Raw genomic sequence first — 19,901 nt, 5'->3', positions numbered from 1 at the left:
TTAGATTAGTGCCTCATCCATTTCTTTTGGTTTTTCAAGTTGCATTAGTTTTAAAACTGTAGGAGCAATATTATTAAGACTTCCAGTTTTAACTTCATTTATGTTTTCTGCTAATACAAAACAAAAAACATCTCCTACTGTATGGTTTGTTAGAACTTTACCTTCTGAATTTTTCATCATTTCACAGTTTCCATGGTCACTTGTTAGAATTAAATTATAATCTAATTCTTTAGCTTTTTGTATAATTTGTCCTAGTTCATAATCTACAGCTTCAACGGCTTTTATTCCAGCTTCATAAACTCCTGTATGACCAACCATATCACCATTTGCAAAGTTTACAACGATAAAATCAGTTTGTGCAGCCATAGCTTTTTGAACTTCTGTTGATACTTCTGGTGCAGACATCTCTGGTTTTAAATCATATGTAGCAACTGATGGAGAAGGAATCAATACTCTACTTTCATTTAATACAGGTTCTTCAACTCCACCATTAAAGAAAAAAGTTACATGTGCATATTTTTCTGTTTCTGCTGTATGAAGTTGTGAAAGTCCAGCATTTGATATAACTTCTGCTAAAGTGTTTTTTGGAGTCTCTTTTGGAAATAATATAGGTAAAGGAAGATTCTTATCATATTGAGTCATTGTTGCAATGTTTAATTTTTTATCGAATGTTGTAAATTCATTAAATTCTTTATTTGCAATTGCATTAGAAATTTCTCTCATTCTATCAGATCTAAAATTACAAAAAAGTATTCCGTCATTCTCTTCAAATCCATTGTATCCTTCAAAAGCAGTTGGAATTAAAAATTCATCAAATACATCTTCTTTATATGAGGTCTCAATATAAGATAATACATCGCTAGATGATTTAGGTGTTGCAAAGCTTAATGCATCATGACCTTTTTGAACTCTATCCCATCGATTATCTCTATCCATAGTATAATACCTACCTGCTATTGTAGCTATTTTAATATCTTCATCACATACATCAATTAATTGCTGTACATATTTTGCTGCGCAATCTGGTGCAACATCTCTACCATCAGCAATAATATGGAAAAAAACTTTTTTACCTTTGCTTTTTGCAATTTGTGCTAATGCAATAATATGATTTATATGTGAATGCACACCACCATCACTAATTAGACCTAAAAGATGAATATTATTTGAATTTTCAATTGTATTTTTAACTATTTCATTATCTTTTAAAGTATTTTCTTTTATCGTAATATTTATTTTTACTAAATCTTGATATAAAACTCTTCCACTTCCAATAGTCATATGTCCAACTTCACTATTTCCCATTTGCCCATCAGGTAATCCTACATGTTCTCCATATGTATGAATTAGAGAATAAGGCACATTTTCAAATAGATAATCATATGTTGGTGTTTGCGCATTTGTAAATGCATTAAAGTTATTTGATTCATTATGACCTATTCCATCAGTGATAATCAAGATTGCTTTTTTGCTCATTGTTTAAACCTTTTAAAACCTATATTGTATTATAATCAGCGCGATTATACCAAAACTAAGGTTTAAATTTGTTTTATTGGTTTTATAGACATCTAGACATTAATATTTTTCAATACATCTCAGTTAGAGCTGGTATCGCATTTTTTATTGCATTTTTTTTAACTATGTTTTTACTTCCAAAATTTGTGAAGTGGACAAAATCAAAGAATGCATCACAACCTATATATGAGTATGCGCCAGATTCACATCAAGAGAAAGCAGGTACACCAACTATGGGTGGTGTTGTATTTATTTTTTCAACTATCATTGCAACTCTTTTAACAGTTAAATTAAACAATTTTTATGTGGTGGGTGGAATATTAACCTTAGGTTTCTTCTCTTTAATTGGAATTCAAGATGATTATTCAAAGATTGCTAAAAAAGCAAATTCTGCGGGATTGAGCTCTAAAGCAAAACTAATATTACAGTTCTTTGCAGCATTTATAGTTGCAGCTGTTTTAATTATGTATAATCATACAACTACACTTTATACACCATTTTATAAATATCCACTTTTTGATATGAGTTTTTTTGCATTAGCTTTTTGGATATTAGTTATGGTTGCAGCTTCAAATGCAGTTAATTTAACTGATGGTCTTGATGGACTTGCAACAGTTCCTTCCATAATGGCATTTTTTACACTTTCTGGAATAGTCTATATTACAGGTCATGCAATTTTCTCTTCTTATCTTTTATTACCAAATATAAAAACTACAGGAGAACTAGCAATAATTGGTACGGCATTAATAGGTTCACTCATTGCTTTTCTTTGGTACAACTGTCATCCTGCACAAGTATTTATGGGAGATAGTGGTTCTTTACCAATGGGAGCATTTATGGGATATATGGCAATTGTTGCAAAATCTGAAATTTTATTAGTGATAATTGGCCTTATTTTTGTAATTGAAACAGTTTCTGTAATCTTACAAGTAGGTTCTTATAAACTCAGAAAAAAAAGAGTATTTCTTATGGCACCTATTCATCACCATTTTGAAGAAAAAGGTTGGAAAGAGAATAAGATTATAGTTCGGTTCTGGATTATCTCCTTTATGGCTAACTTAGTGGCTTTAATGAGTCTCAAAATTAGATAAAGAATATATTATGATTAGAGTATTAGGAAAAGGTATAACTGCACAAGCAGTAAAAGATAGTTTTGATGATGTAGTATTATATGATGATAGTGATTTTGAAAACTATGATTTAAATTCAAATGATATAACTATAGTAAGTCCTGGAATTCCCCCTAATAATGAAATGGTATTAAAATCAAAAAACATACAGAGTGATTATGATTTATTAGCTGATGAAATGCCTTTTTCTATTTGGATCTCTGGAACAAATGGTAAAACTACAACTACTCAAATGATTCAACATCTTTTAAAAGACAAAGGAAGCCTTTGTGGAGGAAATATAGGAACAGCAGTTTCTTTATTGGATAAAGAAGCTCCTATTTGGATATTAGAAACTTCTTCTTTTACTTTTCATTATATAGAAAAGGCAAAACCAAATTTATATATACTTTTACCAATTTCAGAAGATCATATTTCATGGCATGGAAGTTTTGAAGAATATAAAAAAGCAAAATTAAAACCTTTGGATATGATGTGTGAAGGAGAAATTGCAATTATTCCTGAAGAGTTTAAAGATTATCCTTCAAGTGCTTATAAAATAACATACAAAAATTCTGATGATTTGTGCAAAGTTTTTGATATAAATAAAGAAAAAATAAAATTTAATGAACCTTTTTTATTGGATTCTATATTAGCCTTGGCTTCAAAAAAGATAATTTTTGACGAAGTAGATTATAAGAATATTAATACGTTTACTATAGATGAGCATAAAGTAGAAGAGTTTAAAGACAAAGATAATAGATTATGGGTTAATGACTCAAAAGCTACAAATGTTGATGCAACTATAAATGCCTTAAACCCTTATTTAGATAAAAAGATATATTTAGTTGTTGGTGGCGATGATAAAGGGGTAAATATAGAACCTCTTTTTGAATATATTAAAGATTTAAATATAGAAATATTTGCTATTGGTACAAATTATGAAAGAGTAATTTCGTATTGTAAAAAATATAATATAACATATTTTGAATCAAAATTCTTGAAAGAATCTGTAAAAAATATTCATTTAAAACATACTTCAAATAGTGTTGCTATCCTATCTCCTGCAGCATCTTCTCTTGACCAATTCTCTTCATATGCAGAAAGAGGAAAAGAATTTAAAGATTTAGTCTTTAATTTAAGCTTTATTTAATAATTATCTGTATATAATTTCACTCCAATTTAAGAAGGACACGTTGAAAAACGTTATGGCTCGGTAGCTCAGTCGGTAGAGCAAAGGACTGAAAATCCTTGTGTCGGCAGTTCGATTCTGCCCCGCGCCACCACTTAAATTGTACGGACGCTGATGTAGCTCAGTTGGCTAGAGCAGCTGATTTGTAATCAGCAGGTCGGGGGTTCAACTCCCTTCATCAGCTCCATATTTTATTAATGTCGTGCGTAATCTTAAAAAGATCAGCGCTTGACCAGAACAATAATTTTTCAACGGTGAGGTTGGAGAGTGGTCAAATCCTGCGGATTGTAAATCCGCCGCCTTAGGCTTCGAAGGTTCAAATCCTTCTCTCACCACCATTTAAATGCGTGCGGGAATAGCTCAGTTGGCTAGAGCCTCTGCCTTCCAAGCAGATTGTCGCGAGTTCGAGTCTCGTTTCCCGCTCCATTTTTTATTTATTGATTACTGGGAGCTGGGTTATAACGCAAATTTATTTATAACTCCTAATTTTATACAAAATAACTCCCTTTAATGTTTTTTTTAGTATTTTTTAAGTAAAATACCAATCCACGAAAAAATATATGCTATTTTTTTGTACAATTTTATTAAACAAACCCCCCTCTGAATAGAGAAGCCAATGGGCTTATCTACTCAGAGGGCAATAACCAAAACAAAATTTTTTAAGGGGATTTTTATGGCAAAAGAAAAATTCGAGCGAAGTAAACCGCACGTAAATATTGGTACTATTGGTCACGTTGACCATGGTAAAACTACATTAACAGCTGCAATCACAATGTGTTTAGGGCTTAAAAATGGTCAAGCTACTATGGATTATGATCAAATTGATAATGCTCCAGAAGAAAGAGAAAGAGGAATTACAATTGCTACTTCTCACGTTGAGTATGAAACAGAAACTAGACACTACGCTCACGTAGATTGTCCAGGTCACGCCGATTACGTTAAAAATATGATTACTGGTGCTGCTCAAATGGATGGTGCTATTTTAGTTATTGCTTCAACAGATGGACCTATGGCTCAAACTAGAGAGCATATCTTATTATCTAAGCAAGTAGGTGTTCCATACATCGTTGTATTCTTAAACAAAGAAGATCAATTAGATGATGAAGATAAAGAAGAAATGTTAGAATTAGTTGAAATGGAAGTAAGAGAATTACTTTCTGAGTATGACTTCCCAGGTGATGATACTCCAATCGTTGCTGGTTCTGCATTCCAAGCATTAGAAGAAGCAAAAGCTGGTACAGCTGGTGAGTGGTCAGAAAAAATTTATACATTAATGGCTGAAGTTGATGCATATATTCCAACTCCAGTTAGAGATACTGAGCAAGATTTCTTAATGCCTGTAGAAGATGTATTCTCTATCTCAGGAAGAGGTACTGTTGTTACTGGTAGAATTGAAAAAGGAACAATCAAAGTTGGTGAAGAGATTGAAATCGTAGGTATGAAAGATACTATGACTACAACTGTTACTGGTGTTGAAATGTTTAGAAAAGAAATGGATCAAGGTGAAGCAGGTGATAACTGTGGTATCTTATTAAGAGGTGTTAAAAAAGAAGAAGTTCAAAGAGGACAAGTTCTTATTAAGCCAGGTACAATTACTCCACACACTGAATTCAGATGTGAAGTATATATCCTTTCTAAAGAGGAAGGTGGTAGACACACTCCATTCTTCTCAGGATACAGACCACAATTTTACGTAAGAACTACTGATGTTACTGGTTCTTGTACTTTACCAGAGGGAACTGAAATGGTTATGCCTGGTGACAATGTTGAAATGACTGTTAAACTAGTTGCTCCAATCGCTCTTGAAAAGGGAACTAAGTTCGCTATTAGAGAAGGTGGTAGAACAGTTGGTGCTGGAGTTGTTGCAGAAGTAATTGCGTAAGGATAACTTATGGGTAACGGAGTAAGCATCAAAATCGGACTAAAATGTGAGGAGTGTGGTGATATTAACTACACTACTTACAAAAACCCAAAAACTCATACTGAGAAAATGGCGATTAAAAAATATAGTCCAAGATTAAAAAAACACACAATTCATAAAGAAGTTAAGTTAAAGTCATAAGACTTTAACTTTCTCTTTATAACCAACCTAGGTCAGTAGCTCCAATGGTAGAGCGCCGGATTCCAAATCCGATGGTTGGGGGTTCGAGTCCCTCCTGGCCTGCCACTAAATTTTTTTAAAAGCAGTCAAGACTTTTTTTAAAAGAATTTATAAGCTTAAGAATTTTTGGAGTCGATTGTGAACAAATTTAAAATATATTATAAAAATGCTAAAGAAGAACTATTTAAAGTAATTTTCCCTATTAAAGAACAAATAAGATCTGCGTATCTTTCTGTATTTGTTGTTGTAACTGTTATATCACTATTTTTAGCGTTAATTGATGCAATCATGTCTTTAAGCTTATCAGCTGTAATGAACTAAGGAAATTTAATGTCACAACAATGGTATGCAATACAAACTCACTCTGGAAGTGAATTAACTGTAAAAAGAGCACTAGAGCGATTAGCTGATGAAATGGCTGATGGAAGAATTTCACAAGTTTTAGTTCCTACTGAGGATTTAATTGAAGTAAAAAAAGGTGCTAAAACAATCGTTGAAAGACCTTTATACCCAGCTTATGCTTTTGCAGAAATTGATTTAGATACTGCTTTATGGCATAGAATTCAATCAATGCCAAAAGTTGGAAGATTTATTGGTGAATCTAAAAAACCAACTCCATTATCAAAAAAAGATATTGATTCGATTTTAGATAAGGTTCAAAATAGAGCAGCAGCTAAACCAAAAATTTCATTTGATGAAGGTGAAATGGTTAGAATTAATGAAGGCCCATTTGCTAACTTTAATGGTGTTGTTGAAGACTTTGACATGGCATCAGGAATATTAAAATTAAATGTTTCAATTTTTGGAAGAAATACTCCAGTTGAAATAACTTATACTCAAGTAGAAAGAGTAGTTTAAAAAACTAGACTAGACATTAGGCAATAAAACTTAGCTTCTTATATAGTTTTCTTGCCTAATGTCTAAATCATTAAAAAAACAATAAAAATTTAAAAGGAAGCACGATGGCTAAAAAAGTAGAAGGTATTTTAAAACTTCAAATTCCTGCTGGCGCAGCGAATCCATCACCACCTGTTGGTCCTGCATTAGGACAAAGAGGTATTAACATTATGGAATTCTGTAAAGCATTCAATGAAAAAACTAAAGATAAAGCAGGTTTTACTATTCCTGTAGAAATCTCTGTTTATTCAGATAAAAGTTTTACATTTGTATTAAAGCAACCACCAATGACAGACTTAATTAAAAAAGTTTCTGGAGTTAAAAAAGGTTCAGATAATCCACTTAAAAACAAAGTTGGAAAATTAACTAAAGATCAAATTTTAGAAATTGTTGATATGAAAATCTCAGATTTAAATACTAACGATAAAGAACAAGCTGCAAAAATTGTTGCTGGTTCAGCAAGATCAATGGGAATTGACGCAGAATTATAAGATTCTAAGGGATATCTAGCCCTACCACCAGGCTTTAAATGGCGGTAGCAAAAAAAATAAAAATTGCGGAGAATAAAATGGCAAAAATTTCAAAAAGATATAAAGCATTATCAGAAAAAATTGAAGAGAGAGATTACTCTTTAGCTGAAGCTTGTACAACAGTAAAAGGTTTAAGTTCAGCAAAGTTTGATGAATCAGTAGAAGTTGCATTAAACTTAAATGTTGACCCAAGACATGCAGATCAAATGATTAGAGGTGCAGTTGTACTTCCTCATGGTACTGGTAAAACTGTAAGAGTTGCAGTATTTGCTAAGGGTGCAAAAGTTGATGAAGCAAAAGCAGCAGGTGCTGATATTGTTGGTAATGATGATTTAGTAGAAACAGTACAAGCTGGAAACATTGATTTTGATGTTTTAATTGCAACTCCAGATTGTATGGGATTAGTAGGTAAACTAGGAAGAATCTTAGGACCAAAAGGTTTAATGCCAAACCCTAAAGTTGGAACTGTAACTATGGACGTAACTAAAGCAGTTAATGATGCTAAAGGTGGTCAAGTTTCATATAGAGTTGATAAAAAAGGTAATATGCAAGCAGCAGTTGGTAAGGTTTCTTTTTCTGAAGAAGCAATCAAAGAAAATGTTGAAGCATTTATCCAAGCAATTAATAAAGCAAAACCATCGTCTGCAAAAGGTAGATACTATACTAATGCAGCAATTTCATTAACTATGTCTCCATCAATAAACATGGATGTATTAGAATTAATGGATATTAAATAATTAAATAAGGGACTTCCCTTATTTGATTAACATTCAATAGTGAAGATTTTAGTCTTTATACTTGAGTGTTATTCAAAGCACTACACTAAAAACTGAAGATAGCCGGTAAAATACTTACTCCTGTATTTTGTAAAACCTGCTGAAGTTGGATGTTTTGAAAGGAGAATTATAAATGACTAAACAACAAAAATCTGAAGTTATTGATTTTTTAACTTCTGAGTTCAAAGAATCTCAAGCTATCGTAGTTTGTGATTATAAAGGTCTTTCTCATAAAGAGTTAGAAACTTTAAGAAATGATGCTAGAGAAAATGGTACTAAAGTTCAAGTTGCTAAAAATACATTAGTTACAGTTGCTGTAAAAAATGCTGAATTAGGTGATATTGAGTTATCTGGAACTAATATTTTCTTATGGTCTGAAGATCAAATTTCTGCTTGTAAAGTTGCTGATACTTTTGCAACTTCAATGAAAGATAAATTTGAAATCAAATCAGGTGTTATCGAAGGTAAAATTGCTGATCTTGCAACTGTTAATGCATTCGCTAAATTACCATCTAGAGATGAACTTCTTGGTATGCTTGCTGCTACTTGGATGGCTCCTCTTACTAACTTTACAGTTGGTCTTGATGCACTTAGAAAGAAAAAAGAAGAAGAGGCTGCTTAATACATAAGCAATTAATAAATTATAAATAAAAAATAATAAGGAAAAATGAAATGGCAATTTCTAAAGAAGACGTATTAGAATATATCTCTGGTTTATCTGTACTTGAATTATCAGAATTAGTAAAAGAATTTGAAGAAAAATTTGGAGTATCTGCACAGCCTGTTGCTGTAGCTGGTGCTGCTGGTGCTGTAGCAGAGGCTGCAGAAGAGCAAACTGAATTCAACGTTGTTATCAATGACGCTGGAGCTAAGAAGATTAATGTTATTAAAGTAATTAGAGCATTAACTGGTCTTGGATTAAAAGAAGCTAAAGCAATGGCAGAAGAAGCTGGTGCAGTAGTTAAAGAAGGTGTTTCTAAAGAAGACGCTGAAGCTGCAAAAGCTGAATTAGAAGGTGCTGGAGCATCTGTAGAATTAAAATAATTACCAACTCGTAATTATACCCGTTATACAGGGCGTAATGCCCTGTATAAAGATTAGCATCTTTGAAGGCTAAGGTTAGAATTTAGAACAAATTTTAACCCTATCCTTTAAGGATGCTTTTGCGCTTTATATACAAAGCTAAAAGTAAACCACATTTTTTATAAGGTCGACAATGTTAAACTCTTTAAAATCTGGTAATAGACTTAGAGTTGATTTTGCAAAAAATCCTCAACAAATCGAAATTCCAAATTTATTACAATTACAACAAAATTCATACGAAAATTTCCTAATGATTGGAAAAGATGAACGGACTGAAGCTGGTATTGAAAAAGTTTTCAAATCTGTATTTCCTATACATGATGCTCAAAATAGAGTAACATTAGAGTATATTGGAAGTGAAGTAGGTAAACCTAAATATGATGTTAGAGAATCAATGGTAAGAGGTCTTACTTATTCTATTCCTTTAAAAATCAATATTAGACTTACTTTATGGGATTTAGACGAAAAGACTGGTGAGAAAATTGGTGTTAAAGATATGAAAGAACAATCTTTATTCATCAGAGAAATTCCACTAATGACTGATAGAACTTCATTTATTGTAAATGGTGTTGAAAGAGTTGTTGTTAATCAACTTCACAGATCTCCAGGTGTAATCTTCAAAGAAGAAGAATCAAATACTGCTGGAAATAAACTAATCTATACTGGACAAATTATTCCAGATAGAGGTTCATGGTTATACTTTGAATATGATGCAAAAGATGTGTTATATGTAAGAATTAACAAAAGAAGAAAAGTTCCTGTAACTATTTTATTTAGAGCGTTAGGGTACTCTAAAGAAGATATTATTAAATTATTCTATCCAATTTTAAATATTAAAATTAAAAACAATAAATTTTTAACTGAATTTAATCCTGAAGATTTCACAGGAAGAGTTGAGTTTGATATTAAAGATGATAAAGGTAATTTAATCATTGCAGCAGGTAAAAGACTTACAGCTAGAAAAGCTAAGGCTTTAGTTGAGGGTGGTCTTAAATTAGTTGAATATCCAGTGGATTTATTAATGGATAGATCCACTGCAAATACAATTTTCGATCCAGAATCTGGAGAAGTTTTATTCGATGCTTTAACTTCATTAGATGAATTAAAATTAAAAAAATTATTAGACTTAGGATTTGATTCTTTTGATATTGCAAATGATTTAGCAACTGGTGTTGATGATTCAATTATCAATGCATTTAAAGCTGATGCCGAGTCACTTAAGTTATTGAAACAAACTGAACAAATTGAAGATGAAAATGATTTATCTGCAATTAGAATCTATAAAGTAATGAGACCAGGTGAGCCTGTAACAAAAGAGGCTGCTAAAGAGTTTGTTAAGAAATTATTCTTTGATCCAGAAAGATATGACTTAACAAAAGTAGGTCGTATGAAAATGAACCATAAACTTGGTGTTACAGTTCCTGAGTATGTTACAGTATTAACTTATGAAGATATTATCAAAACTGTTCAATATCTTGTAAAAGTAAAAGCCGGTCATGGTCATATTGATGATAGAGATCACTTAGGTAACAGAAGAATTAGAGCAATTGGTGAATTATTAGCTAACGAACTTCACTCTGGTTTAATCAAAATGCAAAAAGCAATTAGAGATAAAATGACTACTCTGTCTGGTACATTAGAAGATATTATGCCACATGATTTAGTTAACTCTAAAATGATTACATCAACTATTACTGAGTTCTTTACATCTGGTCAGTTATCACAGTTTATGGACCAAACTAACCCATTATCAGAAGTTACTCATAAAAGAAGACTTTCTGCACTTGGAGAAGGTGGACTTGTAAAAGAGAGAGCTGGATTTGAAGTAAGAGATGTTCACGCAACTCACTACGGAAGAATTTGTCCAGTTGAAACTCCAGAGGGACAAAATATTGGTCTTATTAATACATTATCAACTTTCTCAAAAGTTAATAATTTAGGATTTATTGAGGCTCCATATAAAAAAGTTATTGAGGGTATAGTTTCTGATGAAATTATATATGTTACTGCAACTCAAGAAGAAGGGATGATTATTGCTCCTGGTTCTACAAAAGTTGATGACAATGGTAAAATTGTTGAATCTTTAGTGGAAGCTAGACAAGATGGTGAAATTTACTTAGTTGAAAGAAATAAAGTAAATTTAATTGATATTTCTTCTCAAATGGTTATGGGTGTTGCCGCATCTTTAATTCCATTCTTAGAACATGATGATGCCAACAGAGCCCTAATGGGATCGAATATGATGAGACAAGCTGTTCCATTATTAAGACCAAATGCTCCTGTCGTTGGAACTGGTTTAGAAAAAACAGTTGCTAGAGATGCATGGGAAGCTATTAAAGCAAAAAGAGCTGGTGTAATTGAAAAAGCTGACTCTAAAAATGTTTATATTAGAGGTGAAGATGAAAACGGTGCTTTCATTGATCACTATTCTGTAAATAAAAATGTTAGAACAAATAATAATACATCTTTTGGGCAAAGAACTGCAACAAAAGAGGGAACAATTGTTGAAGCTGGGCAAGTAATTGCTGATGGTCCTTCTATGGATAATGGGGAGTTAGCTGTTGGTGTTAATGCAATGGTTGCCTTTATGCCTTGGAATGGTTATAACTATGAGGATGCAATCGTTCTTTCTCAAAGATTAATTGAAGAAGATGCATTTACTTCTGTTCATATTTATGAAAAAGATGTTGAATGTAGAGAATTAAAACATGGTAATGAAGAAATTACTAGAGATTTACCAGGTGTAAAAGAAGAGTCTATTGGACACTTAGATAACTCTGGTATTGTAAAAGTAGGAACTTATGTTAAGCCTGGAATGATTCTTGTTGGTAAAGTTACACCTAAAGGTGAAATCAAACCAACTCCTGAAGAAAGATTATTAAGAGCAATTTTTGGTGAGAAAGCTGGCCATGTAATTAATAAATCATTATACTGTGCAACTTCAATGGAAGGTACAGTTGTTGATGTTAAAGTATTCACAAAAAAGGGATACGAAAAAGATGAAAGAGCAATTGCTGAAATTGAAGCAGAAAAAGCAGAATTAGATATTAAACATCATGACAAGCTTTTAATGTTAGATAGAGAAGAAATCTTAAAAATTAATGATTTATTATCAAAATCTATATTAGCAAAAGATGTTGAAGTAGAAGAGACAACATATAAAAAAGGTGATTCTATACCTGTTGATGTATTAGCAAGTGTAAATAGATTTGCTATGAAAAAAGTTGTTGCATCTTTCTCAAAAGAAGTAGAAAAAGAATATAACACAATTAAAGATTATTTTATTAAACAAAAATCTACTTTAAGAGAAGAACATGAAGAAAAACTTCAAGTTCTTGAGCATGATGATATTTTACCTTCTGGTGTAATTAAACAAGTTAAAGTTTATATTGCAACTAAAAGAAAAATCAAAGTTGGGGATAAAATGGCGGGTCGTCATGGAAACAAAGGTATTGTTTCTAATATTGTACCTCAAGTTGATATGCCATACCTTGAAGATGGAAATACTGTAGATGTTATTCTTAACCCATTAGGGGTACCATCACGGATGAATATTGGACAGATTCTTGAAGTTCACTTAGGATTAGTAGGTAAGAAACTTGGAGCACAAATTCAAGATATCTTTGATGCTAAAAAAGCAGACTTCATTCAGGAGTTAAGAGCTAAGATGAGTGAAATTGCATCTGTTGCTAAACTTATGAATGGTAAAGAATTCATGGATAACTTAAGTGATGATGAGTTAATTCAGTATGGTCAAGACTGGACAAAAGGTGTTAGATTCGCAACACAAGTATTTGATGGTGTTAAAGAAGAAGAGTTTGTAAAACTATTTGAATTAGCAAAAATTGATACAGATGGTAAGTCTACATTATATGATGGTAAGACTGGTGATAAAATGAAAGAGAGAGTAAACGTAGGATATATGTATATGCTTAAACTTCATCACTTAGTTGATGAAAAAGTTCATGCTAGATCTACTGGACCTTACTCACTTGTTACACAACAGCCTGTTGGTGGTAAAGCACTATTTGGTGGACAAAGATTTGGGGAAATGGAAGTATGGGCACTTGAAGCATATGGTGCAACAAATGTTCTTAAAGAAATGCTTACAACTAAATCAGATGACGTTGAAGGTAGAACAAGAGCTTATAGAGCTATTGCAAATGGTGAAAACGTTCCAAGATCAGGTGTTCCTGAAACATTCTTCGTATTAACAAAAGAGCTTAAAGCTCTTGGACTTGACGTAGAGATTTTTGAAGAGGCAGAAGAAAATGAGTAAAAACACAAAAGTATTACAACCTATTGAAATTAAAGAATTAGAAAGACCACAAGATTTTTCAGCATTTCAATTAAGACTTGCTAGTCCTGAAAAAATTCTTTCTTGGTCATCTGGTGAAGTTAAAAAAACAGAAACTATTAACTATAGAACGTTAAAGCCTGAAAGAGATGGGCTTTTTTGTGCAAAAATCTTTGGACCTGTAAAAGATTATGAGTGTCTTTGTGGTAAATATAAAAAGATGAGATATAAAGGTGTTGTATGTGAAAAATGTGGTGTTGAAGTAACTTCTTCAAAGGTTCGAAGACACAGAATGGGACATATCGATTTAGTATCTCCTGTTGCACACATTTGGATGGTATCATCACTTCCAACAAGAATTGGTACGCTTTTAGGTGTTAAATTAAAAGACTTAGAAAGAGTACTTTATTACGAAGCATATATTGTATCTGAGCCGGGTGAAGCTTTTTATGATAATGAAAAAACTAAAAAAGTTAACAAGTTTGATATCTTAAATGAAGAACAATATAGAACTATTGCAGATTTATTTGATCACACAGGTTTCGAAGCAAACATGGGTGGAGATGTAATTAGAGACTTATTAGAAACTTTAGACTTAATTGAATTATTGACTCAATTAAAAGTTGAAATGGGTGGAACTAAATCTGAAGCAAAAAGAAAAACAATTATTAAAAGACTTAAAGTTGTTGAAAACTTTATTAACTCAGGAAATAGACCAGAATGGATGATGTTAACTCAACTTCCAGTTCTTCCACCAGACTTAAGACCACTTGTTGCTCTTGATGGTGGTAAGTTTGCTGTTTCTGATGTAAATGATTTATATAGAAGAGTTATTAATAGAAATAACAGACTTAAAAGATTAACAGAACTTGATGCTCCTGAAATTATTATTAGAAATGAAAAAAGAATGCTTCAAGAAGCAGTTGATGCTTTATTTGATAATGGTAAAACCGCAAATGCAGTTAAGGGTGCAAATAAAAGACCTTTAAAATCTTTATCAGAAATAATTAAAGGTAAGCAAGGTCGATTTAGACAAAACTTACTTGGAAAAAGGGTTGACTTCTCAGGTAGATCTGTAATTGTTGTTGGACCTTCTTTAAATATGGATCAATGTGGTATTCCTAAGAAAATGGCTCTTGAGCTTTTCAAACCGCATTTAATGGCTAAATTAGAAGAAAAAGGTTATGCAACTACATTAAAATCTGCAAAGAGATTAATTGAGTCTGAAACTAATGAAGTATGGGAATGTTTATCTGAGATTGTTGATGAATATCCAATCTTACTAAACAGAGCGCCAACTCTTCATAAACTTTCGATTCAAGCATTCCACCCAGTTTTAATTGATGGAAAAGCAATTCAGTTACATCCATTAGTGTGTGCTGCATTTAATGCCGATTTTGATGGTGACCAAATGGCCGTACACGTTCCATTATCACAGGAAGCTATTGCTGAAGCAAAAATTCTTATGATGTCATCTATGAATATTCTTTTACCTGCATCTGGGCGTGCTATTGCAGTACCTTCTCAGGATATGATTTTAGGTATCTATTATCTATCTTTAGAAAAAGATGGTGTAAAAGGTGAACATAAACTGTTTACTGGTGTTGATGAAGCTAAAATTGCTTTAGATATGAAACAAGTAGATTTACATGCAAAAGTTAGAACTACTGTAGATGGGAAAATTGTTCATACTACAATTGGTAGATTAATTATTCATGAAATTTTACCTGATTTTGTACCAGTTAATTTATGGAATAAAATTTTAAAGAAAAAAGATATTGGTGTATTAGTAGATTATATTTATAAGCATGGTGGTTATGAAGTAACTCCTAAATTCTTAGATAATCTTAAAAACTTAGGTTTTAAATATGCAACTGATGCTGGTATTTCTGTATCTATTGATGATATTAGAGTTCCTGAAACAAAAGTTGGACATATTGCTAAGTCTAAAAAAGACGTTATTGAAGTTCAAAAGCAATTCTCTCAAGGTTTATTAACTGAGCAAGAAAGATACAATAAAATTATTGATATTTGGACAGAAGTAAATAATACTCTTGGTACTGAAATGATGAGTTTAGTTGAAGAAGATAAAGATGGATTCAACTCTATTTATATGATGGCAGATTCTGGGGCTAGAGGTTCAGCTGCACAGATTAGACAGTTATCAGGTATGAGGGGTCTTATGGCTAAGCCAGATGGTTCTATTATTGAAACACCAATTATCTCTAACTTCCGTGAAGGTCTAAATGTACTTGAGTACTTTATTTCTACTCACGGTGCTAGAAAAGGTCTTGCAGATACAGCTCTTAAAACAGCCAATGCAGGATATTTAACAAGAAAACTAATTGACGTATCTCAAAATGTTAGAATTACAGTTGAAGATTGTGGAACTCACGAAGGTATTGAGATTACTGATATCTCTTCTGGTAATGAATTAATTGAGTCATTAGAAGAAAGAATCACAGGTAGAGTTATTGCTGAAGATATTATTGATCCTATTTCAAACGAAATTCTGTTTACAGAAGGGACTTTAATTACTGAAGAAAATGCAAGAATTGTTGCAGAAGCGGAAGTTAAATCTGTTGTGATTAGAACTCCATTAACTTGTAAAGAAGAACATGGATTATGTTCTAAATGTTATGGTCTAAACTTAGGTGAGCAAAGAAAAGCTACTCCTGGTGAAGCTGTTGGTGTTGTTGCTGCACAATCTATTGGTGAGCCAGGAACACAGCTTACACTTAGAACTTTCCACGTTGGTGGTACAGCAAGTGCAACACAAACTGAGAGAGAATTAAGAGCTGATAAAGAAGGTTTCATTAGATACTACAATATTAAAACTTACACAAATAGTGAAGATAAAGTTGTTGTAGCAAATAGAAGAAATGCTGGTATTTTATTAGTTGAACCAAAAATTAATGCTCCATTTAAAGGTAATGTTACAGTTGAAACTATTCATGAAGAGACAATTTTAACAATTACAAATGGTAAAGAAGAGAAAAAGTATTACTTAAGAAAGAATGATGTAGCAAAAGCAAATGAACTTGCTGGCGTATCAGGAAAAATCGAAGGTAAACTTTATTTACCATATAGAGATGGTGTTGAAGTTGAAGAGAATGAATCAATTGTTGAGATGATTAAAGATGGATGGAATGTTCCAAATCGAATTCCTTTTGCTTCTGAATTGAGAGTTGAAGATGGAGCTCCTATTACTTCTACAATTGTTACTGGTGCTAAAGGTGTTGTAAAATACTATAAATTAACTGGTGATTATTTAGAAAGAAGAGAAGATATCAAAGCTGGTGAGCAAGTTGCAGAAAAAGGACTTTTCGGTGTTATTGTTGATGGTGAAGGTAGAGAAGCATTAAGACACTATATTTCAAGAGGTTCAGTTGTTGAACTTGATGATAATACAAGTGTTGAAAAAGATTCTGTTATTGCTAAACCAACAAGTAGTGAGCAAGTTGTAATTGCAGAATGGGATCCTTATGCAAACCCAACAATTGCAGAAAAAGCTGGAAAAGTTTCATTTGAAGATATTATTCCAGGTGTTACTGTAGCTGAGCAATTTGACGAGTTAACTGGTACATCTAAATTAGTTGTAAATGAATATATCCCTGCAGGTTATAAACCAGCTGTAGTTTTAGCAACAGAAGGTAGTGAATTAGTTAGATATACACTTGATCCAAAAACTTCATTATTTGTAGCAGAAGGTCAAGATGTTGCAATTGCTGATGTTATTGGTAAAACACCAAAAGCAACTCAAAAATCTAAAGATATTACTGGAGGTCTTCCAAGAGTATCTGAATTATTTGAAGCTAGAAGACCAAAATCAATTGCTGTATTAGCATCATTTGATGGAATGGTTTCATTTGGTAAACCACTAAGAAATAAATCTAGAATTATTATTACTGATGAAAATGGTAATAAAGGTGAATACTTAGTTGAAAAATCTAAGCAAATTTTAGTACACGAGGGTGAGTTTGTTCATGCTGGTGAAGCATTAACAGATGGTCAAACATCTCCTCATGATGTATTAAGAATTTTAGGTGAAAAAGCACTTCATTACTTTATTGTATCTGAAGTACAACAAGTATATAGATCTCAAGGGGTTAATATTGCCGATAAACATATTGAGGTAATTACATCTCAAATGTTAAGACAAGTATCTATCTTAGATGGTGGAGATACTAAGTTTATTATTGGTGATATGGTTTCTAAGAAAAGATTCAAAATAGAAAATGCTAGAATCATTAAGCTTGGTGGTAAACCAGCAATTGCTGAACCATTATTACTTGGTATTACAAGAGCAGCTGTTACTTCTGATTCTATTATTTCAGCGGCATCTTTCCAGGAAACTACAAAAGTATTAACTGAAGCTGCAATTTCAGCTAAGATGGATATGTTAGAAGACTTAAAAGAGAATGTTGTAATTGGTAGAACTATTCCAGTTGGAACAGGTCTTTATAAAGATCAAAAAGTTAAATTCGAAGATATCGAAGAAGATTAAAATATTAGGGCTTTGCCCTAATATTCAAAACCTATGGATATAATTTCTCTATTTTTTATTTTTGTTGCTATAGAACTTTTTGAGTCAAATTGGCAGAAATCTGAAACCTTGTATGGTTTATTATCAAATAACTACTCTATTTACAGAACAAATATACTTCTTTTCTTTTTACTAAATGCAAGTTTTATTTATGCAATTTTTTTAACTATTTATCTACAAAACAATTCTTTTCTTTTGTTAAGTATCGTAGGCATAAAGTTTTTAGATATTGCATTTAAAATTAATATTATGACAAAAATGTCTAATGATATACCTCTTGAAGAAGTAATGCCAAATATACCGATGAACTTCTTTTTTAGATATATGAATGTAATTATTTATCCTATTACTTTTTTAATAGCCTTAGATTATTTTAGTATTTAAAATTAATAATCATTATTAATTATATTAAGATTAATTTTGATATTATCTTTTTATGAATACTTTAGAATTTAAATACTTAATACAAAATGCAATATACAAAACAAAATATGAACCTATTATAGATGTTAAAACAGACGAAATATATGCATACGAAGCATTGTCAAAATTTGAATTAGATCAGAATATAATAAATACAGAAGAAATTTTCCGAAAACTACATCATAATAATAGACTTTTTTTTGAACTGGAAAAGAAAAATAAAAAACTTCAAGTACAAAACTATAATGAGAATAAAAAACTTTTTTTAAACTTTGATGCAGATATTGTTTATACAAAAGAACAAAAAGATTATTGGGAATACTTCTTGAGTTATTATAAAGACGAGATAGTTGTAGAGATAACTGAAAATGGTAGTGATGATGAAAAAAGTACCGAAATCATGCATGAATTTAGTTCTTGGTTGATGAAAAAAGGAATAGATTCTGCTCTTGATGATTTTGCACAGGACGGTTCGATGTTTTCTTTTTATTTGATGAATCGTAGTAAATATATAAAAATTGATAAATCATTTTTAAAACAAATACGAAATAATAAAAATTATCTAGAATATTTAAAAGGCTTGTTAAAAACTATAAAATTAAATGGACAAAAATCTATTATAGAAGGTATTGAGACTAAAAATGATTATAAACTAGTTCAAGAGTTATCATGTGATTATATGCAAGGTTTTTATTTTAATGATTTAGTAATTATTAAGTAGTTTATCATATAGTTTTTATCATAGTATGATATACTATATTAACAAAATAAATAGGAGTTTCCATGCAATATTTAGTAATCGCATATGACAATGAAGGTGCTTTAGAAAAAAGACTAGAAGTTAGAGAAGCACATATAACTGGTGCAAAAAAGATGATAGCTGATGGTAAAATTATAAGTGTTGGAGCTCTAATAGAAGAAGATAAAATGGTTGGTTCTACTGCTTATGTAGATTTCGAAAATGATGATGAAATAAATGAGTGGTTATCAAATGAACCTTATGTAACAAATGGTGTTTGGAATATGGATGAATTCCAAATCGTTCCAGTAAAACTACTACCAAAAGATTAAAAAAGCTCTAATTTAGAGCTTTTTAATTTTTTTAAACTATCAAAAATATTCTTTATTAGTTTTTATATATTCAACAAAAATGTCACCCATTTCAGCAGTAGTAACAACTTCCTTAGCATCATAAGCTGCTAAATCTTTTGTTCTATATCCATCTTTAAGAGCTTTTTTAATAGCTGCATCAATTTTATCAGCAGCTTCAGATTCTCCAAGTGAATATCTTAACATCATACCAGCAGATTCAATTGTTGCAATAGGATTTGCAATTCCTTGTCCAGCAATATCAGGAGCTGAACCATGAATTGGTTCATAGATTGCTGTTTTATCTCCTGTTGAAGCTGATGGTAATAATCCTATTGAACCT

Annotated in this window: 17 protein-coding genes and 5 tRNA genes; 20 read left to right on the top strand and 2 right to left on the bottom strand. The window is 31.4% G+C overall.

Features of this window, described 5'->3' with window-relative positions; translation table 11 throughout:
* A complete protein-coding gene (gene gpmI / locus BT997_RS13885) occupies positions 1-1,476 on the bottom strand; it encodes a 2,3-bisphosphoglycerate-independent phosphoglycerate mutase (RefSeq protein ID WP_072682538.1) in 1,476 nt (491 codons plus the stop codon).
* Between the two features lie 68 nt (positions 1,477-1,544).
* Between gpmI and mraY the strand changes: the two genes are divergently transcribed.
* The 20 genes from mraY to BT997_RS13785 all read left to right on the top strand — a co-directional run bounded on the left by mraY (position 1,545) and on the right by BT997_RS13785 (position 19,540).
* Positions 1,545-2,606, top strand: a complete 1,062-nt coding sequence (mraY, locus tag BT997_RS13880; RefSeq protein ID WP_072682537.1) for a phospho-N-acetylmuramoyl-pentapeptide-transferase — start codon at positions 1,545-1,547, stop codon at positions 2,604-2,606.
* A 7-nt stretch (positions 2,607-2,613) separates the two neighbouring features.
* On the top strand, positions 2,614-3,777 hold the full coding sequence (murD, locus tag BT997_RS13875) for a UDP-N-acetylmuramoyl-L-alanine--D-glutamate ligase (RefSeq protein ID WP_174247251.1): 1,164 nt from the start codon (positions 2,614-2,616) through the stop codon (positions 3,775-3,777).
* A 57-nt stretch (positions 3,778-3,834) separates the two neighbouring features.
* Positions 3,835-3,910 (top strand) — tRNA-Phe (locus BT997_RS13870).
* 16 nt (positions 3,911-3,926) lie between these two features.
* A tRNA-Thr gene (locus BT997_RS13865) sits at positions 3,927-4,003 on the top strand.
* A 66-nt stretch (positions 4,004-4,069) separates the two neighbouring features.
* A tRNA-Tyr gene (locus tag BT997_RS13860) sits at positions 4,070-4,154 on the top strand.
* 11 nt (positions 4,155-4,165) lie between these two features.
* Positions 4,166-4,242: transfer RNA gene (locus BT997_RS13855), tRNA-Gly, on the top strand.
* 247 nt (positions 4,243-4,489) lie between these two features.
* Positions 4,490-5,698 (top strand): elongation factor Tu, encoded by a 1,209-nt coding sequence (gene tuf / locus BT997_RS13850; protein WP_072682535.1) that lies wholly within the window; start codon positions 4,490-4,492, stop codon positions 5,696-5,698.
* 9 nt (positions 5,699-5,707) lie between these two features.
* Entirely contained in the window at positions 5,708-5,878 is a 171-nt protein-coding gene (gene rpmG, locus BT997_RS13845; RefSeq protein ID WP_072682534.1) for a 50S ribosomal protein L33, read from the top strand.
* Positions 5,879-5,907: 29 nt separating this feature from the next.
* Positions 5,908-5,983, top strand: a tRNA-Trp gene (locus BT997_RS13840).
* 72 nt (positions 5,984-6,055) lie between these two features.
* Positions 6,056-6,238, top strand: a complete 183-nt coding sequence (gene secE, locus BT997_RS13835) for a preprotein translocase subunit SecE (RefSeq protein WP_072682533.1) — start codon at positions 6,056-6,058, stop codon at positions 6,236-6,238.
* Between the two features lie 9 nt (positions 6,239-6,247).
* Positions 6,248-6,775 (top strand): transcription termination/antitermination protein NusG, encoded by a 528-nt coding sequence (nusG, locus tag BT997_RS13830; protein WP_072682532.1) that lies wholly within the window; start codon positions 6,248-6,250, stop codon positions 6,773-6,775.
* Between the two features lie 104 nt (positions 6,776-6,879).
* Entirely contained in the window at positions 6,880-7,305 is a 426-nt protein-coding gene (gene rplK, locus BT997_RS13825; RefSeq protein WP_072682531.1) for a 50S ribosomal protein L11, read from the top strand.
* A 77-nt stretch (positions 7,306-7,382) separates the two neighbouring features.
* On the top strand, positions 7,383-8,081 hold the full coding sequence (rplA, locus tag BT997_RS13820; protein WP_072682548.1) for a 50S ribosomal protein L1: 699 nt from the start codon (positions 7,383-7,385) through the stop codon (positions 8,079-8,081).
* A 172-nt stretch (positions 8,082-8,253) separates the two neighbouring features.
* On the top strand, positions 8,254-8,742 hold the full coding sequence (gene rplJ / locus BT997_RS13815) for a 50S ribosomal protein L10 (protein ID WP_072682530.1): 489 nt from the start codon (positions 8,254-8,256) through the stop codon (positions 8,740-8,742).
* 50 nt (positions 8,743-8,792) lie between these two features.
* Positions 8,793-9,164 carry a 50S ribosomal protein L7/L12 gene (gene rplL / locus BT997_RS13810; protein WP_072682529.1) on the top strand — a complete coding sequence of 124 codons (372 nt, stop codon included), beginning with the start codon at positions 8,793-8,795 and terminating at the stop codon, positions 9,162-9,164.
* A 172-nt stretch (positions 9,165-9,336) separates the two neighbouring features.
* Complete coding sequence (gene rpoB / locus BT997_RS13805) at positions 9,337-13,482, top strand: DNA-directed RNA polymerase subunit beta (protein ID WP_072682528.1); 4,146 nt, start codon at positions 9,337-9,339, stop codon at positions 13,480-13,482.
* Positions 13,475-18,007, top strand: a complete 4,533-nt coding sequence (gene rpoC, locus BT997_RS13800) for a DNA-directed RNA polymerase subunit beta' (protein ID WP_072682527.1) — start codon at positions 13,475-13,477, stop codon at positions 18,005-18,007. The genes rpoB and rpoC overlap by 8 nt, the downstream gene beginning before the upstream one ends.
* Positions 18,008-18,040: 33 nt before the next feature.
* Entirely contained in the window at positions 18,041-18,430 is a 390-nt protein-coding gene (locus tag BT997_RS13795) for a hypothetical protein (RefSeq protein ID WP_072682526.1), read from the top strand.
* A 52-nt stretch (positions 18,431-18,482) separates the two neighbouring features.
* Positions 18,483-19,190: an EAL domain-containing protein gene (locus BT997_RS13790; protein ID WP_072682525.1), complete on the top strand. Its 708-nt coding sequence runs from the start codon at positions 18,483-18,485 to the stop codon at positions 19,188-19,190.
* 62 nt (positions 19,191-19,252) lie between these two features.
* Positions 19,253-19,540, top strand: a complete 288-nt coding sequence (locus tag BT997_RS13785) for a YciI family protein (RefSeq protein WP_072682524.1) — start codon at positions 19,253-19,255, stop codon at positions 19,538-19,540.
* 39 nt (positions 19,541-19,579) lie between these two features.
* Here BT997_RS13785 and BT997_RS13780 read toward each other — a convergent pair.
* On the bottom strand, positions 19,580-19,901 hold a 322-nt coding region (locus BT997_RS13780; RefSeq protein ID WP_258239496.1), incomplete at its 5' end, for an isocitrate/isopropylmalate family dehydrogenase.

The sequence above is a fragment of the Arcobacter sp. LA11 genome (genome assembly GCF_001895145.1).
In the GTDB taxonomy this organism is placed as follows: Bacteria; Campylobacterota; Campylobacteria; order Campylobacterales; family Arcobacteraceae; genus Halarcobacter.
This window is presented reverse-complemented; position numbering and strand designations above follow the sequence as displayed.